The 18,556-nt window shown below is 67.2% G+C and carries 18 protein-coding genes; 3 read left to right on the top strand and 15 right to left on the bottom strand.

The annotated features are described in order from the left end of the window. Nucleotides 1–234: 234 nt before the first annotated feature. The 8 genes from hslU to C1924_RS17190 all read right to left on the bottom strand — a co-directional run bounded on the left by hslU (nucleotide 235) and on the right by C1924_RS17190 (nucleotide 7,976). Nucleotides 235–1,608, bottom strand: coding sequence for an ATP-dependent protease ATPase subunit HslU (hslU, locus tag C1924_RS17155; RefSeq protein ID WP_108766383.1), 1,374 nt, complete (start codon nucleotides 1,606–1,608; stop codon nucleotides 235–237). A 103-nt stretch (nucleotides 1,609–1,711) separates the two neighbouring features. Continuing rightward, the gene (gene hslV, locus C1924_RS17160; protein ID WP_005411093.1) at nucleotides 1,712–2,263 is read right to left on the bottom strand and encodes an ATP-dependent protease subunit HslV; all 552 of its coding nucleotides are present in this window, start codon (nucleotides 2,261–2,263) and stop codon (nucleotides 1,712–1,714) included. 85 nt (nucleotides 2,264–2,348) lie between these two features. Further along, a complete protein-coding gene (gene xerC, locus C1924_RS17165; RefSeq protein WP_108766384.1) occupies nucleotides 2,349–3,245 on the bottom strand; it encodes a tyrosine recombinase XerC in 897 nt (298 codons plus the stop codon). Between the two features lie 16 nt (nucleotides 3,246–3,261). After that, a complete protein-coding gene (locus C1924_RS17170; protein ID WP_108766385.1) occupies nucleotides 3,262–3,936 on the bottom strand; it encodes a DUF484 family protein in 675 nt (224 codons plus the stop codon). Next, nucleotides 3,933–4,784 carry a diaminopimelate epimerase gene (dapF, locus tag C1924_RS17175; RefSeq protein WP_108766386.1) on the bottom strand — a complete coding sequence of 284 codons (852 nt, stop codon included), beginning with the start codon at nucleotides 4,782–4,784 and terminating at the stop codon, nucleotides 3,933–3,935. The genes C1924_RS17170 and dapF overlap by 4 nt, the downstream gene beginning before the upstream one ends. Next, the gene (locus tag C1924_RS17180; RefSeq protein WP_108766387.1) at nucleotides 4,777–5,028 is read right to left on the bottom strand and encodes a lipoprotein; all 252 of its coding nucleotides are present in this window, start codon (nucleotides 5,026–5,028) and stop codon (nucleotides 4,777–4,779) included. The genes dapF and C1924_RS17180 overlap by 8 nt, the downstream gene beginning before the upstream one ends. A gap of 347 nt (nucleotides 5,029–5,375) precedes the next feature. Next, the gene (locus C1924_RS17185; RefSeq protein WP_108766388.1) at nucleotides 5,376–5,810 is read right to left on the bottom strand and encodes a YbaN family protein; all 435 of its coding nucleotides are present in this window, start codon (nucleotides 5,808–5,810) and stop codon (nucleotides 5,376–5,378) included. 54 nt (nucleotides 5,811–5,864) lie between these two features. After that, nucleotides 5,865–7,976 (bottom strand): S9 family peptidase, encoded by a 2,112-nt coding sequence (locus C1924_RS17190; protein WP_108766389.1) that lies wholly within the window; start codon nucleotides 7,974–7,976, stop codon nucleotides 5,865–5,867. 256 nt (nucleotides 7,977–8,232) lie between these two features. On the opposite strand from C1924_RS17190, the gene C1924_RS17195 reads away from it, so the two are divergent. Continuing rightward, nucleotides 8,233–9,417: a pyridoxal phosphate-dependent aminotransferase gene (locus C1924_RS17195; protein WP_108766390.1), complete on the top strand. Its 1,185-nt coding sequence runs from the start codon at nucleotides 8,233–8,235 to the stop codon at nucleotides 9,415–9,417. Between the two features lie 93 nt (nucleotides 9,418–9,510). Here the strand turns inward: C1924_RS17195 and C1924_RS17200 are convergent, their stop codons facing one another. Together C1924_RS17200 and C1924_RS17205 are read right to left on the bottom strand one after the other, a co-directional pair. Next, entirely contained in the window at nucleotides 9,511–11,607 is a 2,097-nt protein-coding gene (locus tag C1924_RS17200; RefSeq protein WP_108766391.1) for a prolyl oligopeptidase family serine peptidase, read from the bottom strand. A gap of 69 nt (nucleotides 11,608–11,676) precedes the next feature. Then, nucleotides 11,677–11,991 (bottom strand): hypothetical protein, encoded by a 315-nt coding sequence (locus tag C1924_RS17205; protein WP_108766392.1) that lies wholly within the window; start codon nucleotides 11,989–11,991, stop codon nucleotides 11,677–11,679. Nucleotides 11,992–12,116: 125 nt separating this feature from the next. On the opposite strand from C1924_RS17205, the gene C1924_RS17210 reads away from it, so the two are divergent. Beyond that, nucleotides 12,117–12,719: a lipocalin family protein gene (locus tag C1924_RS17210; protein ID WP_108766393.1), complete on the top strand. Its 603-nt coding sequence runs from the start codon at nucleotides 12,117–12,119 to the stop codon at nucleotides 12,717–12,719. A gap of 60 nt (nucleotides 12,720–12,779) precedes the next feature. On the opposite strand, the gene C1924_RS17215 is transcribed toward C1924_RS17210, so the two are convergent. The 3 genes from C1924_RS17215 to C1924_RS17225 all read right to left on the bottom strand — a co-directional run bounded on the left by C1924_RS17215 (nucleotide 12,780) and on the right by C1924_RS17225 (nucleotide 15,599). After that, complete coding sequence (locus C1924_RS17215; RefSeq protein ID WP_108766394.1) at nucleotides 12,780–13,469, bottom strand: methionine ABC transporter permease; 690 nt, start codon at nucleotides 13,467–13,469, stop codon at nucleotides 12,780–12,782. Next, on the bottom strand, nucleotides 13,466–14,473 hold the full coding sequence (locus C1924_RS17220) for a methionine ABC transporter ATP-binding protein (RefSeq protein ID WP_108766395.1): 1,008 nt from the start codon (nucleotides 14,471–14,473) through the stop codon (nucleotides 13,466–13,468). The genes C1924_RS17215 and C1924_RS17220 overlap by 4 nt, the downstream gene beginning before the upstream one ends. A 229-nt stretch (nucleotides 14,474–14,702) precedes the next feature. Beyond that, entirely contained in the window at nucleotides 14,703–15,599 is an 897-nt protein-coding gene (locus C1924_RS17225; protein ID WP_108766396.1) for a DMT family transporter, read from the bottom strand. Between the two features lie 92 nt (nucleotides 15,600–15,691). Here C1924_RS17225 and C1924_RS17230 point away from each other — a divergent pair, with 92 nt between their 5' ends. Next, a complete protein-coding gene (locus tag C1924_RS17230) occupies nucleotides 15,692–16,174 on the top strand; it encodes a YajQ family cyclic di-GMP-binding protein (RefSeq protein WP_108767110.1) in 483 nt (160 codons plus the stop codon). Nucleotides 16,175–16,228: 54 nt separating this feature from the next. On the opposite strand, the gene C1924_RS17235 is transcribed toward C1924_RS17230, so the two are convergent. Continuing rightward, nucleotides 16,229–17,317: a helix-turn-helix domain-containing protein gene (locus tag C1924_RS17235; RefSeq protein ID WP_108766397.1), complete on the bottom strand. Its 1,089-nt coding sequence runs from the start codon at nucleotides 17,315–17,317 to the stop codon at nucleotides 16,229–16,231. A 98-nt stretch (nucleotides 17,318–17,415) separates the two neighbouring features. Then, nucleotides 17,416–18,543: an NAD(P)-dependent alcohol dehydrogenase gene (locus C1924_RS17240; protein ID WP_108766398.1), complete on the bottom strand. Its 1,128-nt coding sequence runs from the start codon at nucleotides 18,541–18,543 to the stop codon at nucleotides 17,416–17,418. Between the last annotated feature and the right edge of the window lie 13 nt (nucleotides 18,544–18,556).

The raw sequence follows: 18,556 nt of genomic DNA on the forward strand, positions 1-18,556 counted from the left end.
GGCCGCCTTTCGGCGGCCTCATGCATTACAGGTCGGGGTCAGAGCCCTCGCTGGTGCGAGGGATCCGACCCCGTCCCGTGCTACCTGGTAGATCCACGCCATGCGTGGATGGGCACGCGCAGGGGATCCGCCCCCAACAAGAAGGCCGCCTTTCGGCGGCCTCATGCATTACAGGTCGGGGGTCAGAGCCCTCGCTGCTGCGAGGGATCCGACCCCGTCCGACCCCGTCCGGTGTTACAGGATGTAACGGCTCAGGTCCGGGTCCTGCACCAGTTCACCCAGGTGCGCATCAACGTAGGCGCTGTCGATGGCCAGGGTTTCCCCGTCACGATCCGGTGCTTCATAGCTGAGCGAATCCAGCAGGCGCTCCAGCACCGTGTGCAGGCGACGGGCACCGATGTTTTCCTGGCGCTCGTTCACCAGGAAGGCGATCTCGGCCAGGCGGTCGATGGCATCGGGGGTGAAGCTGACCTTGACGCCTTCGGTGGCCAGCAGTGCTTCGTACTGCTTGGTCAGCGCCGCCTTCGGTTCGGTCAGGATGCGCACGAAGTCGTTCTTGCTCAGCGCGCCCAGTTCCACGCGGATCGGGAAACGACCCTGCAGTTCCGGAATCAGGTCGCTGGGCTTGGCCAGGTGGAACGCACCGGAGGCAATGAACAGGATGTGGTCGGTCTTGATCGTGCCGTACTTGGTGGACACGTTGGACCCTTCCACCAGCGGCAGCAGATCGCGCTGCACGCCTTCGCGCGACACATCGCCGCCGCCCACGTTATCGCCGCGCTTGGCGACCTTGTCGATCTCATCGATGAAGACGATGCCGTGCTGTTCGCAGGCTTCGATCGCCGCCGTGCGGATGTCATCCTCGTTGACCAGCTTGCCGGCCTCTTCTTCCACCAGCAGCGGGCGCGCCGCCTTGATGGTCAGCGTGCGCTTGTGCGCCTTGGCGCCACCGCCGAGATTGGCGAACATGGACTTCAGCTGCTGGCCCATTTCTTCCATGCCCGGCGGGGTCATGATGTCCATGCTGACGTTGGCGGCCAGATCGAGTTCGATCTCGCGCTCATCCAGCTCACCACTGCGCAGCATCTTGCGGAACTTGATGCGGGTCTCGTTGTCCTGCGCCGACGGCTCGTTGCGCGCAGCCTCCGGATCGAAACCAATGCCGCCGCTGCGGCGCGGCAGCAGTGCATCGAGGATGCGGTCTTCAGCGCGCTCTTCGGCCTGGGTGCGCACGCGCACCTTGGCCTGTTCGCGGTAGAGCTTGACGGCGGTATCGGCCAGATCGCGGATGATCTGCTCGACGTCCTTGCCGACGTAGCCGACTTCGGTGAAGCGGGTGGCTTCAACCTTCACGAACGGCGCATTGGCCAGGGTGGCCAGGCGGCGAGCAATTTCGGTCTTGCCGACGCCGGTCGGGCCGATCATCAGGATGTTCTTCGGCATGACCTCATTGCGCAGCTCAGGCACCAGCTGCATGCGGCGCCAGCGGTTGCGCAGGGCGATGGCCACCGCGCGCTTGGCGTCGTGCTGGCCAACGATGTGCCGGTCCAGCTCCTGCACGATCTCGCGCGGGGTCATGGTGGCGGAGGAAACTTCGATCTTCGACATGGATGTGCTCACGGATTCGTTGTCGGTAGTGCCGGCCGCTGGCCGGCAACCAGGCACGCGTGCGGGGGCTCATGAGGTTGCCGGCCAGCGGCCGGCACTACCCTCAAAGCTCTTCGACCACCACGTTGCGGTTGGTGTAGATGCAGATGTCGCCGGCGATGCCGATCGCTTCGCTGGCGATGGTGCGTGCATCGAGTTCGGTGTGCGCCATCAGCGCGCGGGCCGCCGACAGTGCGTAGGAACCACCGGAACCGATGGCGATGATGCCGTCCTCCGGCTCGATCACATCGCCGGTGCCGCTGATGATCAGCGAGGTTTCCTTGTCGGCCACGGCCAGCAGGGCTTCCAGCTTGCCCAGGCGGCGTTCGGTACGCCAATCCTTGGCCAGCTCGACGGCGGCACGCTGCAGCTGGCCGTGCTTTTCCAGCTTGGCCTCGAACAGTTCAAACAGAGTGAAGGCATCGGCGGCGGCACCGGCGAAGCCGGCCAGCACCTGGCCGTCACGGCCAAGGCGGCGCACCTTGCGTGCGTTGCCCTTCATCACCGTGTGGCCGAGGGTGACCTGGCCATCACCGGCAATGGCCACGTGTTCGCCGCGGCGTACGCAGACGATGGTGGTGGCGTGGAAAACGTTGGGGTTCTGACTGGGGTCCATGATGCCTCCGGGGTAACAGGACCAGAGGTGGGGACTGCCCTGCGCCCTTCAAGCCACCCGCGACCGGCTGCCGCAGGGCCAACGTTCAGCTTTCTCCGCTGCCCGGGTTGCCGCTGCGGCGCTTGGCGCGCGGATGCGCAGCATCGTAGACCTTGGCCAGATGCTGAAAATCCAGGTGGGTGTAGATCTGGGTGGTCGCGATATCGGCGTGGCCCAGCAGTTCCTGTACGCCGCGCAGGTCGCCGGAGGATTCCAGGATGTGGCTGGCGAAACTGTGCCGCAGCATATGCGGGTGCACGTGCTTGAACAGACCCTGGCGCTGGGCCAGCTGGCGGATGCGGATCTGCACCGCGCGCTGGCTGATCGGCCCGTTGCGGCCGGGAAACACCGGCATGGCCGGGCCTCCCCCGCTTTCCGCCCGCCAGGCCTGCAGCGCCTCACGTGCGGGGCGGCCGAACGGCACCCGGCGCTGGCGGTTGCCCTTGCCCAGCACGTTCACCAGGCCACTGTCGAAATCCAGGTCGCGCCAGGTCAGCGCGCACACTTCGCTCAGGCGCAGGCCGGAGGAATAGAACAGTTCCAGCAGCGCGCGGTCGCGGCGGCCGAGGTCGCCCTCCGGTTCCAGCTCGACCAGCTGCACCGCCTCATCGGCATCCAGCACCTGCGGCAGCCGCCGCGGTGCACGGGGCGCCTTCAGGGTTGCGGCGGGGCTCACCTCGATGCGCCCGTGCTTGAGCAGCCACGCGTAGAAGCTGCGGCAGGCCGACAGGCGACGCTGCAGGCTCTTGGCTGACAATCCGCGACGATGCTCGTCGGCGACGAACTGGCGCAGCGTGTCGGCATCCAGCGCTTCCACGGCCACGCCGCGCGGCTCGGCCCACACCGACAGCGCGTCCAGATCGCGGCGGTACGCATCAAGCGTGTGCGCCGACATCCGTCGTTCCACCTGCAGGTGCTGCAGGAAACGCTGTACCGCGCTCATGGCCGCGCCGCCCGGTTCAGCGCTCGAAACGCTTCAGGCCGGCAGCCAGCGCATCACCCATCATGCGCAGGAACAACGTGCCCATGCCCGGGTAGAAGCGGTTGGCATCGTGGCTGCCGACGGCGATCAGGCCGATGCCCGGCAACGGCAGCAGTGCGGTGGTCTGCACTTCGTCGCTGCGTTCGCCGTACAGCACCGCGTTCTTTTCCGATTGAAGGCGCCCGCAGATCGGCTCACCGTCCTTCAGGCAATCGCGGAACGGAGCCAACCGCGCGTCGTCTGCCGCGATCACCTGCAGCCAGTCGGCCTGTTCCAGGCCGGCAACCGGGGTGTGCACCACCAGCCGCACCAGGTCGCCGGCAAAGTCTTCCTGCAGCGATGCCGCCATCGCACGCAGGGTGTCGGCGGCATTGCCCTGCTTCATCAGGGCCAGGGTCAGCTGGTGCGTGCGCACCGCCAACCGTTCATTGACCTGGGCGGTCGCACCCAGGTCGGCCAACCGTCGCGCCAGCTCGCGGTTCTTCTCGCGCAGCACTTCCAACTGGTAGCTGGCCAGCGACGCGGTGGGGCCGTCATCGCGCGGCACCACCAGGGTCAGGGCCAGGTCCGGGAACTGCTTGAGGAAGCCGGGATGACGCCGCAACCATGCAGCGACGTCATGGGCCCCGAGCTTGTCGACGGTCTCACTCATGCGATCCACTCCCCTTCAAAGACGAATGCGGTCGGACCGGCCATCACCACCGGCTGGCCTTCGCCCGGCCACTGGATGCGCAGCTCGCCACCGGGCAGGCTGATGCGTGCATCGCCCTGCAGGCGGCCACGCTGCATCAGGGTGACCGCGGCAGCACAGGCGCCGCTGCCGCAGGCCAGGGTCTCGCCGACGCCACGTTCGTACACGCGCAGGCGCGCGTGGTCCGGACCGACCACCTGGGCGAAGCCCACGTTGACCGACTGCGGGAACGATGCGTGCTGCTGCAGCAGCGCGCCGACGCGCTCGACCGGCGCGGCATCGATCAGGCCCACTTCGATGACCGCGTGCGGGTTGCCCATCGACACGGCGGAGAAGCGCACGGTTTCGCCCTGCAGCGGCAACAGGTACTCATCGCGCGGATGGGCGAAGCCCACCAGCGGCACCTGCGCCGGCTCGAACGCGGGAACCCCCATGGCCACCGAGAAACGGCCATCGCCCAGCACCTGCACATCGTGACTGGCCAACGGGCTGTCGATCATGAAGTGATCGCCCTGGGCACTGCCTTCGCGCACCAGCCAGGCGGCGATGCAGCGCGCGCCGTTGCCACACTGTTCGGAATTGGAGCCGTCGGCGTTCCAGATCCGGTAGGCGGCCACTGAACCTTCCGCACGCGGGGCTTCGACAGTCAGGATCTGGTCGCAGCCCACACCGGTGTGGCGGTCGGCCAAGCGCGCGGCCAGTTCCGGGGTCGGCGCCGGCGTGCCATCACGCAGGTCGATCACTACGAAATCGTTGCCCGCGCCATGCATCTTGCAGAAGCGCAGGGCCGTGGAGCCGGCCTTACTCATTCCCATCATCCACCGGCTTGATCGGGTCCGGGGTGACCGACGGGCTGCCATCGCTGGTCGGCTGGGTGGCGGCGGGGGTGGCTTCCGGGCTGGCTTCAGGCGCGACGGCCGGCTCGACCGTCTCTTCCACCGGCACCGGCTTCTGCGGCAGCACCAGCGGGCCCTTGTTGCCACAGGCGGACAGGAACAGCAGCGAGGCCGCTGCCAGCGGAATCAGGATGGCATTGCGATGGGGGATCTTCATGCGCCCGAGTATAGCCACTGGCGGCTGAGCGGAAGGTAGAGTCGACCGTTGGTCGACTGCTCTGCCAGCTGGCCGCGAAAATCCCGCGCTGCGCGCGATGGTCGACCAACGGTCGACGTTACCCCTCCGGCGACACCCCTTCCGTTGGTTGGCTGCCCTGCTGGCTGGCCGCGAAAATCCCGCGCTGCGCGCGATGGTCGACCAACGGTCGACGCTACCCCTCCGGCAACACCCTCCTGTGGGTCGACTGCTCTGCTGGCTGACCGCGAAAACCCCGCGCTGCGCGCGATGGTCGACCAACGGTCGACCCTACCCCCTTCGGCAGCATTCCTTCCGGATGGTCGACGCTACCCCGCCCGCCTGTCATCGGGCGGCGGCAGCGGCCGTGTCCACAGCCAGATCGCCACTGCGGTCATGCTGCCAATGGAGAACCATTTCACCCAGGCAACCGGCACGCACCACAGCATGATGCCGGCACACACGGCCATGGTGATCGTGGCCATCCATTTGCCATAGCGGCTCACCGCCCCATGCGCCTGCCAATTGGCGATGGCCGGGCCGAAGCGCGGGTGCTGCAGCAGCCAGCGGTGCAGCCGCTCGGAGCCGCGCGAAGCGGCCCAGGCCGATATGAGGATGAATACGGTGGTCGGCAGACCCGGCACGAAGATGCCGACGATGCCGGTGCCGAGGCTGGCGTAGGCCAGCAGCCACCACGCCCAGCGGAAACGCACCACCCGCGGCGGCGGGGTGTCATCCGGAGGGGGCGGCGTGGGTGCGGTCATGGCCGCAAGGATACCGGTTCAGGGTGCCAGGCAGTGCCCGGCACCCTGCCACGATCACGGCTGGACGATGCCCAGCTGCTGCAGCACGAACGCGTACGATTCGGACAGTTCGCGGTAACGCTGGAAGCGCCCGGACTTGCCGCCGTGGCCAGCCTCCATGTTGGTGCGGAACACGATCGGGAAGTGCCCGGTGTTGTCGTCACGCAGCTTGGCCACCCACTTGGCCGGCTCCCAGTACTGCACCTGCGAATCCCACAAGCCAGTGCCCACGAACAGCGCCGGGTAGGCCTGCTTCTTTACATTGTCGTAGGGCGAGTAGGACAGCATGTAGTCGTAGTACGGCTTCTGCTCCGGGTTGCCCCACTCGTCGTATTCGTTGGTGGTCAGCGGGATGGTCGGGTCGAGCATGGTGGTGACCACGTCCACGAACGGCACCTGCGCCACCATCACCCGGTAGTCCTGCGGGGCCTGGTTTGCCACCGCGCCCATCAGCAGGCCACCGGCGCTGCCACCGGAAGCCGCCACGCGGTCCTTGGCCGCCCAGCCCTGCGCCACCAGGCCACGGGTGACATCGATGAAGTCGTTGAACGTGTTCTGCTTGTGCAGCAGCTTGCCGTTCTCGTACCAGTCACGGCCCATTTCCTGGCCGCCACGGATATGGGCAATGGCGTACACCACGCCACGGTCGAGCAGGCTCACAGCGGTCTGGTTGAAGTACGGGTCCATCGACATGCCGTAGCTGCCGTAGGCGTACTGGAACAGCGCGCCCTTGCCATCTTTCTGGTAGCCCTTGCGGTACACCAGCGACACCGGCACCTTCACCCCGTCACGCGCGGTGATCCAGACGCGGTCGGTTTCATACTTCGAGGCGTCATAGCCGATCACCGGCTGCACCTTCAGCGTGCGGCGCTCGCCGGTGCCGGTGTTCAGCTCGAACACGGTGGTCGGGGTGGTCATCGAGGTGTAGACATAGCGCAGCCACGGCGTATCGGCTTCGGTGTTGTCGCCCAGGCCCATCGAGTACGCCGGCTCATCGGCCTTCACGTATTCGGTGCGGCCGTCCTTGAACAGCAGGCGCACGCGCTCCAGGCCTTCGGAACGCTCGGCAATGGCGGTGTAGCTGTCGAACAGCTCGAAGCCTTCGATGAACACCGCCGTGTCGTGCGCGATCCAATCCTTCCACTGCGCGCGTGACGTGGCATCGGTCGGCGCGGTGACCAGCTTGAAGTTCTTCGCACCATCGTTGGTGCGGATCACCCAGCGGCCGTCGTAATGGTCGGCGTCATACTCGACATCGCGCTGGCGCGGGGCGAGCACGGTGAAGGTGGTGGGGTCGCTGGCCGGGGCGTAGCGCTCTTCCGACGACACCGTGCTGTGCACGCCGATGGTGATGAAGCGGTCGTCGCGGGTGCGCCCCAGGCCCATGTAGAAACTGTCGTCCTTCTCTTCGTAGACGACGGTGTCGGCGCTGGCCGGGGTGCCCAGCACGTGCTTCTTCACCCGCACGGTCAGCAGGGTTTCCGGATCGTTCTCGACGTACAGCACGGTGCGGTTGTCGTCGGCCCAGACCAGATCGCCGGAGCTGCCGGTGATGACGTCGGGCAGCACCTTGCCGGTGGCCAGATCCTTGAAACGGATGGTGTACTGGCGGCGGCCAACGTCATCGTCGGCCCAGGCCAGCAGCTGGTTGTCCTGGCTGACTTCCATCGAGCCGACGCTGAAATAGCCCTTGCCGGCGGCCATCGCATTGACGTCCAGCAGGATTTCCTCGGCCGCGTCCATGCTGCCCTTGCGGCGTGCGTGGATGGGATAGTCCTGGCCGGTCTCGAAGCGGCTGTAGTACCAGTAGCCGCGCTCGCGCGCCGGCACGCTGGCATCGTCCTGCTTGATGCGGGCGACGATTTCCTTGTACAGGGTGTCTTCCAGCGGCTTCAGCGGCGCCAGCAGCTGGTCGGTGTAGGCATTCTCGGCCTGCAGGTAGGCCAGCATGTCCTTGTTCTCGCGCTTGTCGTCGCGCAGCCAGTAATAGTCGTCGTTGCGGGTGGCGCCGAACGGCGCCTTGACCTCGTGCGGGTGCTTGGCGGCATCCGGCGGAACGGGCGGGGTGGCGGCGGTAACGGTGCTGGTCATCAGGCTGGCAAGCAACAGGCAGAGGGTGGATTTCATGAAATAAGGCTCCAGGAGCATCAATGCAATGGTCTTCGACGGGGTCAGATCCCTTTTCCCGAACAGGGATCTGACCCCAATCGCGGCGGGGCGGCAAGCCTGCGGATCGTCATGGTGGCCATGCCTGCCGGTCGTGCCGGCCGCTGGCCGGCCGAGGTTGCCGGCCAGCGGCCGGCACGACCGCGACCTTGCTGGGGTCAGAGCCCTTCTGCAGGCAAAAGGGATCCGACCCCGTCGTGCGGCGTACCATGGCTGCATGAGCACCCTGCCCCACACGCCGGGCTACAGCCGGCGCAGCCATGAAATCGCCCCCTTCCACGTGATGTCCCTGCTGGCCCGCGCCCAGGCGCTGGAACAGGCCGGCCACGATGTGATCCATCTGGAGATCGGTGAGCCGGACTTCACCACGGCCGCGCCGGTCGTGCGCGCCGGCCAGGCCGCACTGGCCGCCGGCCATACCCGCTACACCGCCGCGCGCGGCCTGCCGGCCCTGCGTCAGGCGATCAGTGGCTTCTACCGCAGCCACTACGCGCTGGACATCGACCCCGAACGCATCCTGGTCACTCCGGGCGGCTCCGGTGCGCTGCTGCTGGCCAGCAGCCTGCTGGTCGACCCCGGCCGCCACTGGCTGCTGGCCGACCCTGGCTATCCCTGCAACCGCCATTTCCTGCGCCTGGTGGAAGGCGGCGCGCAGCTGGTGCCGGTCGGGCCGGACACCGCCTACCAGCTGACCCCATCACTGGTGGACCAGCACTGGAACAACGACAGCGTGGGCGCGCTGGTCGCCTCGCCCGCCAATCCCACCGGCACCGTGCTGTCAGCCGACGAGCTGGCTGCCCTGTCGAAGGCGCTGCATGCGCGCGGTGGCCATCTGGTGGTGGACGAGATCTACCACGGCCTGACCTACGGCCTGGACGCGCCCAGCGTGCTGCAGGTGGATGACAGCGCGTTCGTGCTGAACAGCTTCTCCAAGTACTTCGGCATGACCGGCTGGCGGCTGGGCTGGCTGGTGGCGCCACCGGCGGCCGTGCCCGATCTGGAAAAGCTTGCCCAGAACCTGTACATCAGCGCGTCGAGCATTGCCCAGCACGCAGCGCTGGCGTGCTTCAGCGAAGAATCGATGGCGATCTTCGAGCAGCGCCGCGAAGCGTTCCGGCAGCGCCGCGATTTCCTGCTGCCTGCGTTGCGCGAGCTGGGCTTCCGCATCGAGGTGGAACCGCAGGGTGCGTTCTACCTGTACGCCGACGTCAGCGCGTTCACCGATGATGCGCAGGCGTTCTGCGCGCACTTTCTGGAAACCGAACACGTGGCCTTTACGCCGGGCCTGGATTTCGGCTTCCACCGCGCCAACCAGCATGTGCGTCTGGCGTATACGCAGGAAGTGCCGCGGTTGCAGGAGGCGGTGGAGCGGATCGCGCGCGGGTTGAAACATTTCCGGTAGCGCCGGCCGCTGGCCGGCAGCGGTTTGCCGGCCAGCGGCCGGCACGACCCGAGAACGAAAAACGCCGCCCGAGGGCGGCGTTTTCCGTTCTGCTTACTTACCGCCCAACCGCTCCCACAGGAAGCTGTAGGCCAGGGCCGACATGTGCGCGGCCTGCGCGTTGTTGGCTGCGCCGCCGTGGCCACCTTCGATGTTCTCGTAGTACGTCACGTCCTTGCCGGCGTCGATCATCTTGGCCGCCATCTTGCGGGCATGGCCCGGATGCACGCGGTCATCGCGGGTGGAGGTGGTGAACAGCACCGGCGGGTAGGTCTTCTTCGCGTCGAACAGGTGGTACGGCGAGAAGGTCTTGATGAACTCCCAGTCGCTGGTGTCCGGGTTGCCGTACTCGGCCATCCACGAAGCGCCGGCCAGCAGGTGGCTGTAGCGCTTCATGTCCAGCAGCGGCACCTGCACCACCACCGCACCGAACAGTTCCGGGTACTGGGTGAGCATGTTGCCGGTGAGCAGGCCACCGTTGCTGCCACCCTGAACGCCCAGGTGCTTGGCGGAGGTGATTTTGCGGGTGACCAGATCCTGCGCCACCGCGGCCATGTCTTCATAGGCCTTGTGACGGTTCTGCTTCAGCGCGGCCTGGTGCCAGCGCGGACCGTACTCGCCGCCGCCGCGGATGTTGGCCACCACGTACACGCCGCCCTTTTCCAGCCAGGCACGGCCCATGCCGCCGGAATAGCTCGGGGTCAGCGAGATCTCGAAGCCACCGTAGCCGTACAGCAGGGTCGGGTTGGAACCGTCCAGCTTCATCGTCTTGTCGTGCACCACGAAGTACGGCACGCGGGTGCCGTCCTTGCTGGTGGCGAAGTGCTGCTCGATCACCTTGCCTTCGGCATTGAAGAAGGCCGGCATGGTCTTCAGCGTTTCCGGGGCCTTGCCGATCTCGGCCAGGGCCAGGGTGGTCGGGGTCAGGTAGTCGGTGGCGGTCAGCCACACCGCGTCGCTGTCGTTGCTGTCCACCGCGCCGACGGCCAGGGTGCCGAAGGCCGGCGCACCGACGAAGTCACTCTTCTGCCAGCCGCTGGCGCCCGGGGTCAGCACCGACAGGCGGTTCTTGACGTCGTCGAGCACGTTCAGCACGAGGTGGTGCTGGGTCCAGGTCGCACCGGCCAGCGAGGTGGTCGCGGTCGGGGTGAACAGCACCTCGAAATCACGCTTGCCGGCCAGGAAGTCATCCAGCTTGGTGGCCAGCAGCGAGCCGGAGGCGTAAGTCTTGCCGCCCACGGTCCACGGGTCGCGCAGTTCCAGGGTCAACCACTGCTTGTGCAGGCCCTTTTCGGCCGAGTTCGGCGCGTCGATCTTCGTCAGCGTGCCGTTGTCGGCGCGCAGGTACAGTTCGTTGTTGTAGAAGGCCAGCGTGCGGCTGACCAGATTGCGCTCGAAGCCCGGGGTGTCATCGTGCATCGCCGCGATGTACATGTCGTCCGGCTTGCCTTCGTAGACCACGCTGGCCGAAGACAGCGGCGTACCGCGCTTCCACAGCTTGGCCACGCGCGGGTAGCCGGAGGTGGTCATCGAACCGGCACCGAAATCGGTGTAGACGAACACCGAATCACGGTCGATCCAGCCCAGGCCACCCTTGGATTCGGGGCGGAAGAAGCCGTCCTTGATCCAGGTCTTGTTGGCCAGGTCGAATTCGCGGGTGACATCGGCATCAGCACCGCCACGCGACAGCGCGATCAGGCAGCGGCTGTAATCCGGGCGCAGGCAATCGGCGCCGTGCCAGACCCAGTTCTCGCCTTCGGCCTTGTTCAGCGCATCCAGGTCGAGCACGGTTTCCCACTGCGGCGAGGCCTTGCGGTACTCGGCCAGGGTGGTGCGGCGCCACAGGCCGCGCTCGTGCTGCTGGTCCTTCCAGAAGTTGTAGTAGTAATCGCCGATCTTCTGCACGCCGGGAATCTTGGCGTCCGAATCGAGCACCTCGCGGATGCTGGCTTCCATCTGCTTGAAGGCCGGGGTCTGCGCCAGGCGGCCCTCGGACTTGGCATTCTGTTCCTTGACCCAGGACAGCGGCTTGTCGCCGGTGACGTCCTCCAGCCAGGCGTAACGGTCGGTTTCTTCAGCAGCCACGGCGGTCCCCACCGAAGCAGCGGTCATCATGCCGGCCAGCAGGCAGGCGGAAGCGAATCGTGACATTGCGGTTCCAGGCAGTCATAAGCGCTGGAACGCTAGCACGGATCCCCGGGGCCGCCCCCGTGTCGAAGGTCAGGCCGTGGCCGTGCGCGTGCGCCGTGCCCGTGCTGGCAGGCGCCGGGCCTGTACGCCCGGCCCGCGCAGGCGGCGCAGCCACGCCCGCACGGGCAACGGGCAGCCCAGCAGTGCCCACCAGGCCGCCAGCGGCATGCCCACCAGCCACAACGGCAACCAACCCAGCCAGACGCTGCTGCCGCGCGCGGCCGGCCACACCAGCACCAGGGCCAGACCTGCCAGGGCCAGCTGCTGCACGCTGCGCAGCAGGCGAAGGTCGGAAGCGAAGCTGTCGCGTTCAGCAGGCTGGCGACGGGAAGAGCGTGCGTTCATGGGCGTTCTCGGCAATTCGATGGCGGCCAGCTTCGCGTGTTGCCTTCTCAGGAGCTGCGACACCATTGACGGATCGAGCACACACAGTCGACCATGCTTGGGCACCCACTGGAGCGCGCTCCCGCATGTCCTCGATCCGCCCGTTCTGCGCCGTGTTGCTGGCTCTGTCTCTTGGAGGCCCCGCGTTGGCCGCCAGCGACCCGCCGTCGCCGCGCGCCAGCGCATCGGGGGCCTCCGAATACGGCGCACCGATCAATCTGCAGCGCTTCATGGGCACGTGGTATGTGATCGGGCGCGTGCCGAACTTCATCGAGCGCGGCCACGTGGCCAGCGTCAACGAGTACACGCTGCGCGAAGACAACAAGGTCGGCATCGTCTACCGCTACCGCGATGGCTTCGGTGCGCCGCAGCAGGAAGTGCGTGCACGTGCCAGCGTCGACGCCGACAGCGGCAACCACGCCTGGCGCACCTGGTTCTATCGCATCGTGCCGACCCATTCGCGCGTGCTGGAAGTCGCCCCGGACTATTCGTGGGCCATGATCGGCTACCCGGGCCGCGAGATGGCCTGGATCTTCGCCCGCCAGCCCGACATGGACAAAGCGCTGTACAAGGAGCTGGCCGAGCGCCTGCGCGACGAATACGGCGTGAACACCGACAAGCTCAAGCGCGTACCGCAGCACCCCGACCAGGTGGGCAAGCTGGGTTACGAAGTGCCGAACGTACGCTGAGTCGTGCCGGCCGCTGGCCGGCATTTTCACGCCTCTGCCGGCCAGCGGCCGGCACTACCGTTATTTGCGGCTGTAATGCGCGACCAGGCGGTCGCCGAGCATCTGCAGCAGCTGCACCAGCACCAGCAGCAGGACCACGGTAACCAGAGCCACATCGGTGTGCGAACGCTGGTAGCCATCGCGGAAGGCCAGATCACCCAGGCCGCCGGAGCCGATGGCACCGCCCATGGCGGTGAAACCGATCAGGGCCACGGTGGTCACCGTCGCACCGGCAATCAGGCCCGGACGCGCTTCAGGCAGCAGCACGCGGGTGACCAGCTGCCAGGTGGTGGCGCCCATGGCCTGGGTCGCTTCGATGACGCCACGGTCCACTTCGCGCAGCGCCGTTTCCACCAGGCGCGCATAGAACGGCGCGGCGCCGATCACCAGCGGCACGATCGCACCGCGTACCCCCAGCGAGGTGCCCATCAGGAACAGGGTGACCGGGATCAGCACGATCATCAGGATGATGAAAGGCACCGAACGCAGCAGGTTCACCACCAGCGCCAGCACGCCATAGGCGAACGGACGACGTTTCATCTGCGGCGCACCGAACAGGTACAGCAGCACGCCCAGCGGCAGACCGATGGCCAGGGTCAGCGGCAGCGAGCCCAGCAGCATCAACAGGGTGTCGATGGTGGCCTGGCCGATGTCGGCCCATTTGCCCGCATCCAGGTGGCGGAAGAAGCCTTCAGCAGTGGCGACGATCATCGACGCAGTTCCTCAACGTGCACGCCGGCGGCCACGAATGCCGCCTGCGCGGCGGACTGGTCGCCGCCCACCAGGGCGACCACCAGCTGGCCATACGGGGTGTCTTTGATCCGGTCGATGCGGCCGGACAGGATGTTGTAATCGACGCCGGTCTGCCGCGCCACGCTGCCCAGCAGCGGTTCGTAGGTGTCGCCGCCAAGGAAGGTCAGGCGCACGATGCGGCCACCGACCACGTCGAAATCACGGTGCAGCGTGCCTTCGTCCACATGCTCCGATTCGCTGACGAAACGGCGCGTGGTCGGGTGCTGCGGGTGCAGGAATACCTGGGTGACCGGGCCGGTTTCCACCAGCTGGCCAGCATCCAGCACGGCCACGCGGTCACAGACGCGACGGATCACATCCATCTCGTGGGTGATGAGCACGATGGTCAGGCCCAGCTCGCGGTTGATCTTCGACAGCAGCGACAGCACCGACGCGGTGGTCTGCGGGTCCAGCGCACTGGTGGCTTCATCGCACAGCAGGATCTGCGGGCGGGTGGCCAGCGCACGGGCGATGCCCACGCGCTGCTTCTGGCCGCCGGACAACTGCGCCGGGTACTTCGCGGCATGGTCCTGCAGGCCCACGGTCTGCAGCAGCTCGGCCACGCGCGCGTCGATCTCGGCCTTGGCCATGCCGCCCAGTTCCAGCGGGAAGGCGACATTGCCGGCCACGGTGCGCGAGGACAGCAGGTTGAAGTGCTGGAAGATCATGCCGATACGCCGGCGCAGCGCGCGCAGCCCATCGGCATCCAGCGCGGTGATGTCCTCGCCGCCGATCAGCAGGCGCCCGCCGCTGGGTTCTTCCAGGCGGTTGATCATGCGGATCAGGGTCGACTTGCCTGCGCCGGAATGGCCGATGATGCCGAACACTTCGCCGGCCTCGATGGTCAGGTCCAACGGTTGCAGCGCGCTCACTTGGCGGCCGGCAACGGCATAGGATTTGTGCAGGCGCTGGAACTCGATCACGGGCGTGGCTCACCGGCGGGTGATGGAAGGGGCGTGCAGCCTACCAGCGCCGGCGGTTCCGCGCCTGCGCCTTGGGCCAGAATGTTATTCCTTTTGGTTCTAAGGGTGCTGTGAAGTAGTGCCGGCCGCTGGCCTGCACTACCCTGGGTACGTGGGGGTCAGAGCCCCTGCGGGGATCTGACCCCGGGGTCGGATCCCCGCAGGGGCTCTGACCCCATCCCGGACAGGTTCAGGGATGATCCAGCGGCTTCGGCGGCTGCACCCGGTTCAGGCGCTCGCGGTGCAGCAGGTACAAGCCCGAGGCCACGATGATCGCCGCGCCGGCCCAGGTGTAGCCATCGGGCAGCTGGCCCCAGAAGGCCAGATCCCAGCCGATCACCCAGACCAGGCCGCTGTATTCCAGCGGCGCGATCATCGACGCCTCGCCCAGCTGGAAGGCACGGGTCAGGGCGATCTGCCCCAGCGCACCCGCCAGGCCCATGCCCGCGATCAGCGGCGCATGGGCCAGCTGCAGTGGCACCCAGCCCGGCAATGCCAGCAGGCCGGCGCCGATGGCCATGATGACCAGGAACCAGACCACCATCGACTGCGAGGTATCGGTACGGGTGAGCAGGCTCACCGTGATCGCGGCAATGGCGTAGGCCGTCGCCGCCGCCAGCACCATCAGGCCGGGGATGGAAATGAAGCCACCCACGCCCGGCCGCAGCACCACGATCACCCCCAGCAGACCGACGCCGATGGCCACCCAGCGCCGCGGCCCCACCCGTTCGCGCAGCAAAGGCACCGACAGCGCGGCGATCAACAGCGGGGCGACGAAGTAGATGCTGTAGGCGGTGGACAGCGGCAGGTCGCGCAGGGCGAACACGAAGCAGCCGATCATCGCCATGCCCAGCCCGCCACGCAGCAGATGCAGGCCCCAGCGGCGGGGAATGAGCGAGCGCGGGCCGGCGCTGGCCAGCACCCAGACCAGCACGAAGGGCAGCGAGGCCGCACCGCGCAGGAACGTGACTTCCAGCGAGGGGTAGCTGGCCGACAGCTGTTTCATGCCGGCATCCATCAGCGAGAAGCAGGCCACGGCGGCAACCATCCAGGCCACCGCGCGCGAGGGGGAGCGTTGCGCGTTCATGGCCCATTATCGCCGACCGGGCGGTGCTTCGGGCGCCGTGCACCGGCCCACGCGATAGAATGGCCGCCACTGAATTCCGCGGAGCCATGCCCATGCCTTCCTTCGACGTCGTGTCCGAAGTCGACACCCACGAACTGACCAACGCCATCGACCAGGCCAACCGCGAACTGGCCACCCGCTTCGACTTCAAGGGCGTTGAAGCGAAGTTCGAGCGCGATGGCGATGTCATCAACCAGTCCGCGCCGACCGAGTTCCAGCTCAAGCAGATGAACGACATCCTGCGCGCCCGGCTGGCTGCACGCGGCATCGACGTGCTGAGCCTGGAGTTCGGCGATATCGAGACCAACCTGGCCCAGGCCCGGCAGAAGATCACCGTCAAGCAGGGCATCGAGCAGAAGATCGCCAAGAAGATCGCCGCCGCGCTGAAGGAAGCCAAGCTGAAGGTGGAAAGCCAGATCAACGGCGACAAGCTGCGCGTGCAGGGCAAGAAGCGCGACGATCTGCAGGACGCCATCGCCGTATTGAAGGCCGGCAAGTTCGAGCTGCCGCTGCAGTTCAACAATTTCCGCGATTGATGATGGCGCCGTGCCGCAGCGGTAGCGCCGGGCCATGCCCGGCGGACGGCACGGTCAATTGCGCAGCAGCTTGTACAACGTGGTGCGCGAAATACCCAGCTGGCGGGCGGCCAGGCTGAGATTGCCCTCGGCCGCCTGCGCCGCACGCCGCGCCGCTTCGCGCTGCTGGTCCCGCAACGGGGCATGCTGCGTCGCTGCAGGTGCCACAGTGCGCACCCGCGGCGCGCGCGGTGCCCGCAGATGTTGCAGATAGACCGCACTGCCCTCGCCCAGCCGCACCCGATGCGCCGGGCCCGGCTGCAGCAACCGGCGCCGCTGCGCGGCACTGGCGCCAGCAAACACGCCTTCGATGGACAGCAGGGGCAGCGCCCCCCTTCGTGGCAGGCCCAGCAGGCGCCGCGCCACGCGGTTGGCAGCCCGCACCTGACCGTCGTCCTGCACCGCCAGCAGGCCCTGCAGCGGCGAGGCCAACCAGCGCGGATCGTGCTGCACGGCCAGCAGATGCACATCGCCCAGGCTCTGGAACAGGCGGTTCTCGCTGGCCAGCGCGGCCTGCCGGAAGTAGCCCTGCAGCAGCGCCGGATCACGCTCGCCCAGCCCGGTGATGTCGATCGCCCCGCACACCTGGCCATCCAGATCGTGCAGCGGTTCGCTCAGGCAGAACACCGGCGCGAAACGCTGCAGGTAATGCTCGTTGCCACGCACCAGCGCGGGTACGTCATCGGCCACGCTGACGGCAGGCGCCGTGGTGCCGATCTCGGCTTCGCTCATCCGCCGCCCCACCTGGATGGGCCGCAGCAGCGGCGCGTCCTCCAGGCCATGGGCCTGCTGCGCAATCACCAGGCCGTCCCGGTTGGCACAGAACATCGTCCAGCCACGGCCCCCGAACGCAGCCCACAGCTGTTCCAGCTCGGGCTGCACGCAGCGCGCGAGCCGACGGTCTTCGGCAGTGCTCAAGCGATGGCCCGTGCCCTGCAGCGGCGGGTAGTACGGCTCCTGCCCCGGCTGCACGCCGGCCGCGCGCGAACGCTGCCACGAATGCTGCAGCGGCAAGGGCAGCAGGTCCAATGACTGCGCATCGCCTTCGGCGAACGCCGCGCGCGCGGCGACCAGCTGTTGTTGCCCGACTGTGGTGGCCATCATGGACGCAGCGTACACCCGCGAACGCTATGCCTGCGTTATGCGCCGCCAGCCCGGGGCCAGAGCCGTTTCCGTCGGGAAACGGATCCGACCCCGCGCCTTCATGCGGCGATGCGCAGGATCGGCTTCAGGGTGATGCCCTTGGTGCTGTCCTCGGCCGCCTGGTTGATCTGTTCCAGCGGGTAGAACTTCACCAGCTTGTCGAACGGGAAGCGGCCCTGCTGGTACAGCGTCACCAGCTGCGGGATGAACACCTGTGGCACGCTGTCACCTTCGACAATGCCACGGATGCTGCGCCCGCCCAGCAGCAGGTTGTTCACATCGAAGCTGGCGGTGGTGCCCAGCTTCGGCGCACCCACCACGCCCATCATGCCCAGCCCGCCCAGCGCCTCGATGCCGGCCGACAGCACCTCCGGGCGACCGGTGGATTCCAGCGCGAAATCCGCACCGCCGCCGGTGATCGCCCGCACCGCCTCGATCACATCCACCTCGCGGCTGTTGACCACGTGGGTGGCGCCCAGTTCCAGCGCCAGCTCCAGGCGCGACGGCACCACGTCGATGGCGATGATGGTGGTGGCACCGGCCACCTTGGCCGCCATCACCGCACTCAGGCCCACCGCACCGGCACCGTAGCTGGCGAAGCTGCTGCCCGAGCGCACCTTCAGCGAATTGAGCACCGCACCGGCACCGGTCTGGATGCCGCAGCCCAGCGGGCCCAGCAGCTCCAGCGGCGCATCGTCAGGCACCTTGATCGCGTTGATCTCGCGCGCGATGGCAAACGTGGCAAACGAGGACTGCGCGAAGAAATGATCATGCAGCGGCTGGCCCTGCGCATCGGTGATGGCGGTGTGGCCGTGGCCATCGTCGCCGCCGAAGTTGAGCCCGAAGAAATCCTTGCAGTAGGCACCGTGGCCACCGCGGCAGGGATTGCAGTGGCCGCAGGCGCCGTAGGTCAGCACCACGTGGTCGCCCACCTTCAGGTCGCGTACGTTCGGGCCCACCGCTTCGACGATGCCGGCGCCTTCATGGCCCAGCACCGCCGGCAGCGGCACGGGATAGTACTGGTCGCGCACGATCAGATCGGTATGGCAGAGACCGGTAGCCACGACCTTCACCAATACCTCGTCGTCCTGCGGGCCACGCAGCCTCGCCTGTTCGATGACAAAGGGCTGTTCCTTGCCGCGTACCACGGCGGCGGTGATCTCACGCGTTGCGTTGTTGTCGCTCATCGTTCGGATTCCT

It is taken from the genome of Stenotrophomonas sp. ESTM1D_MKCIP4_1 (assembly GCF_003086895.1).
GTDB lineage: Bacteria > Pseudomonadota > Gammaproteobacteria > Xanthomonadales > Xanthomonadaceae > Stenotrophomonas.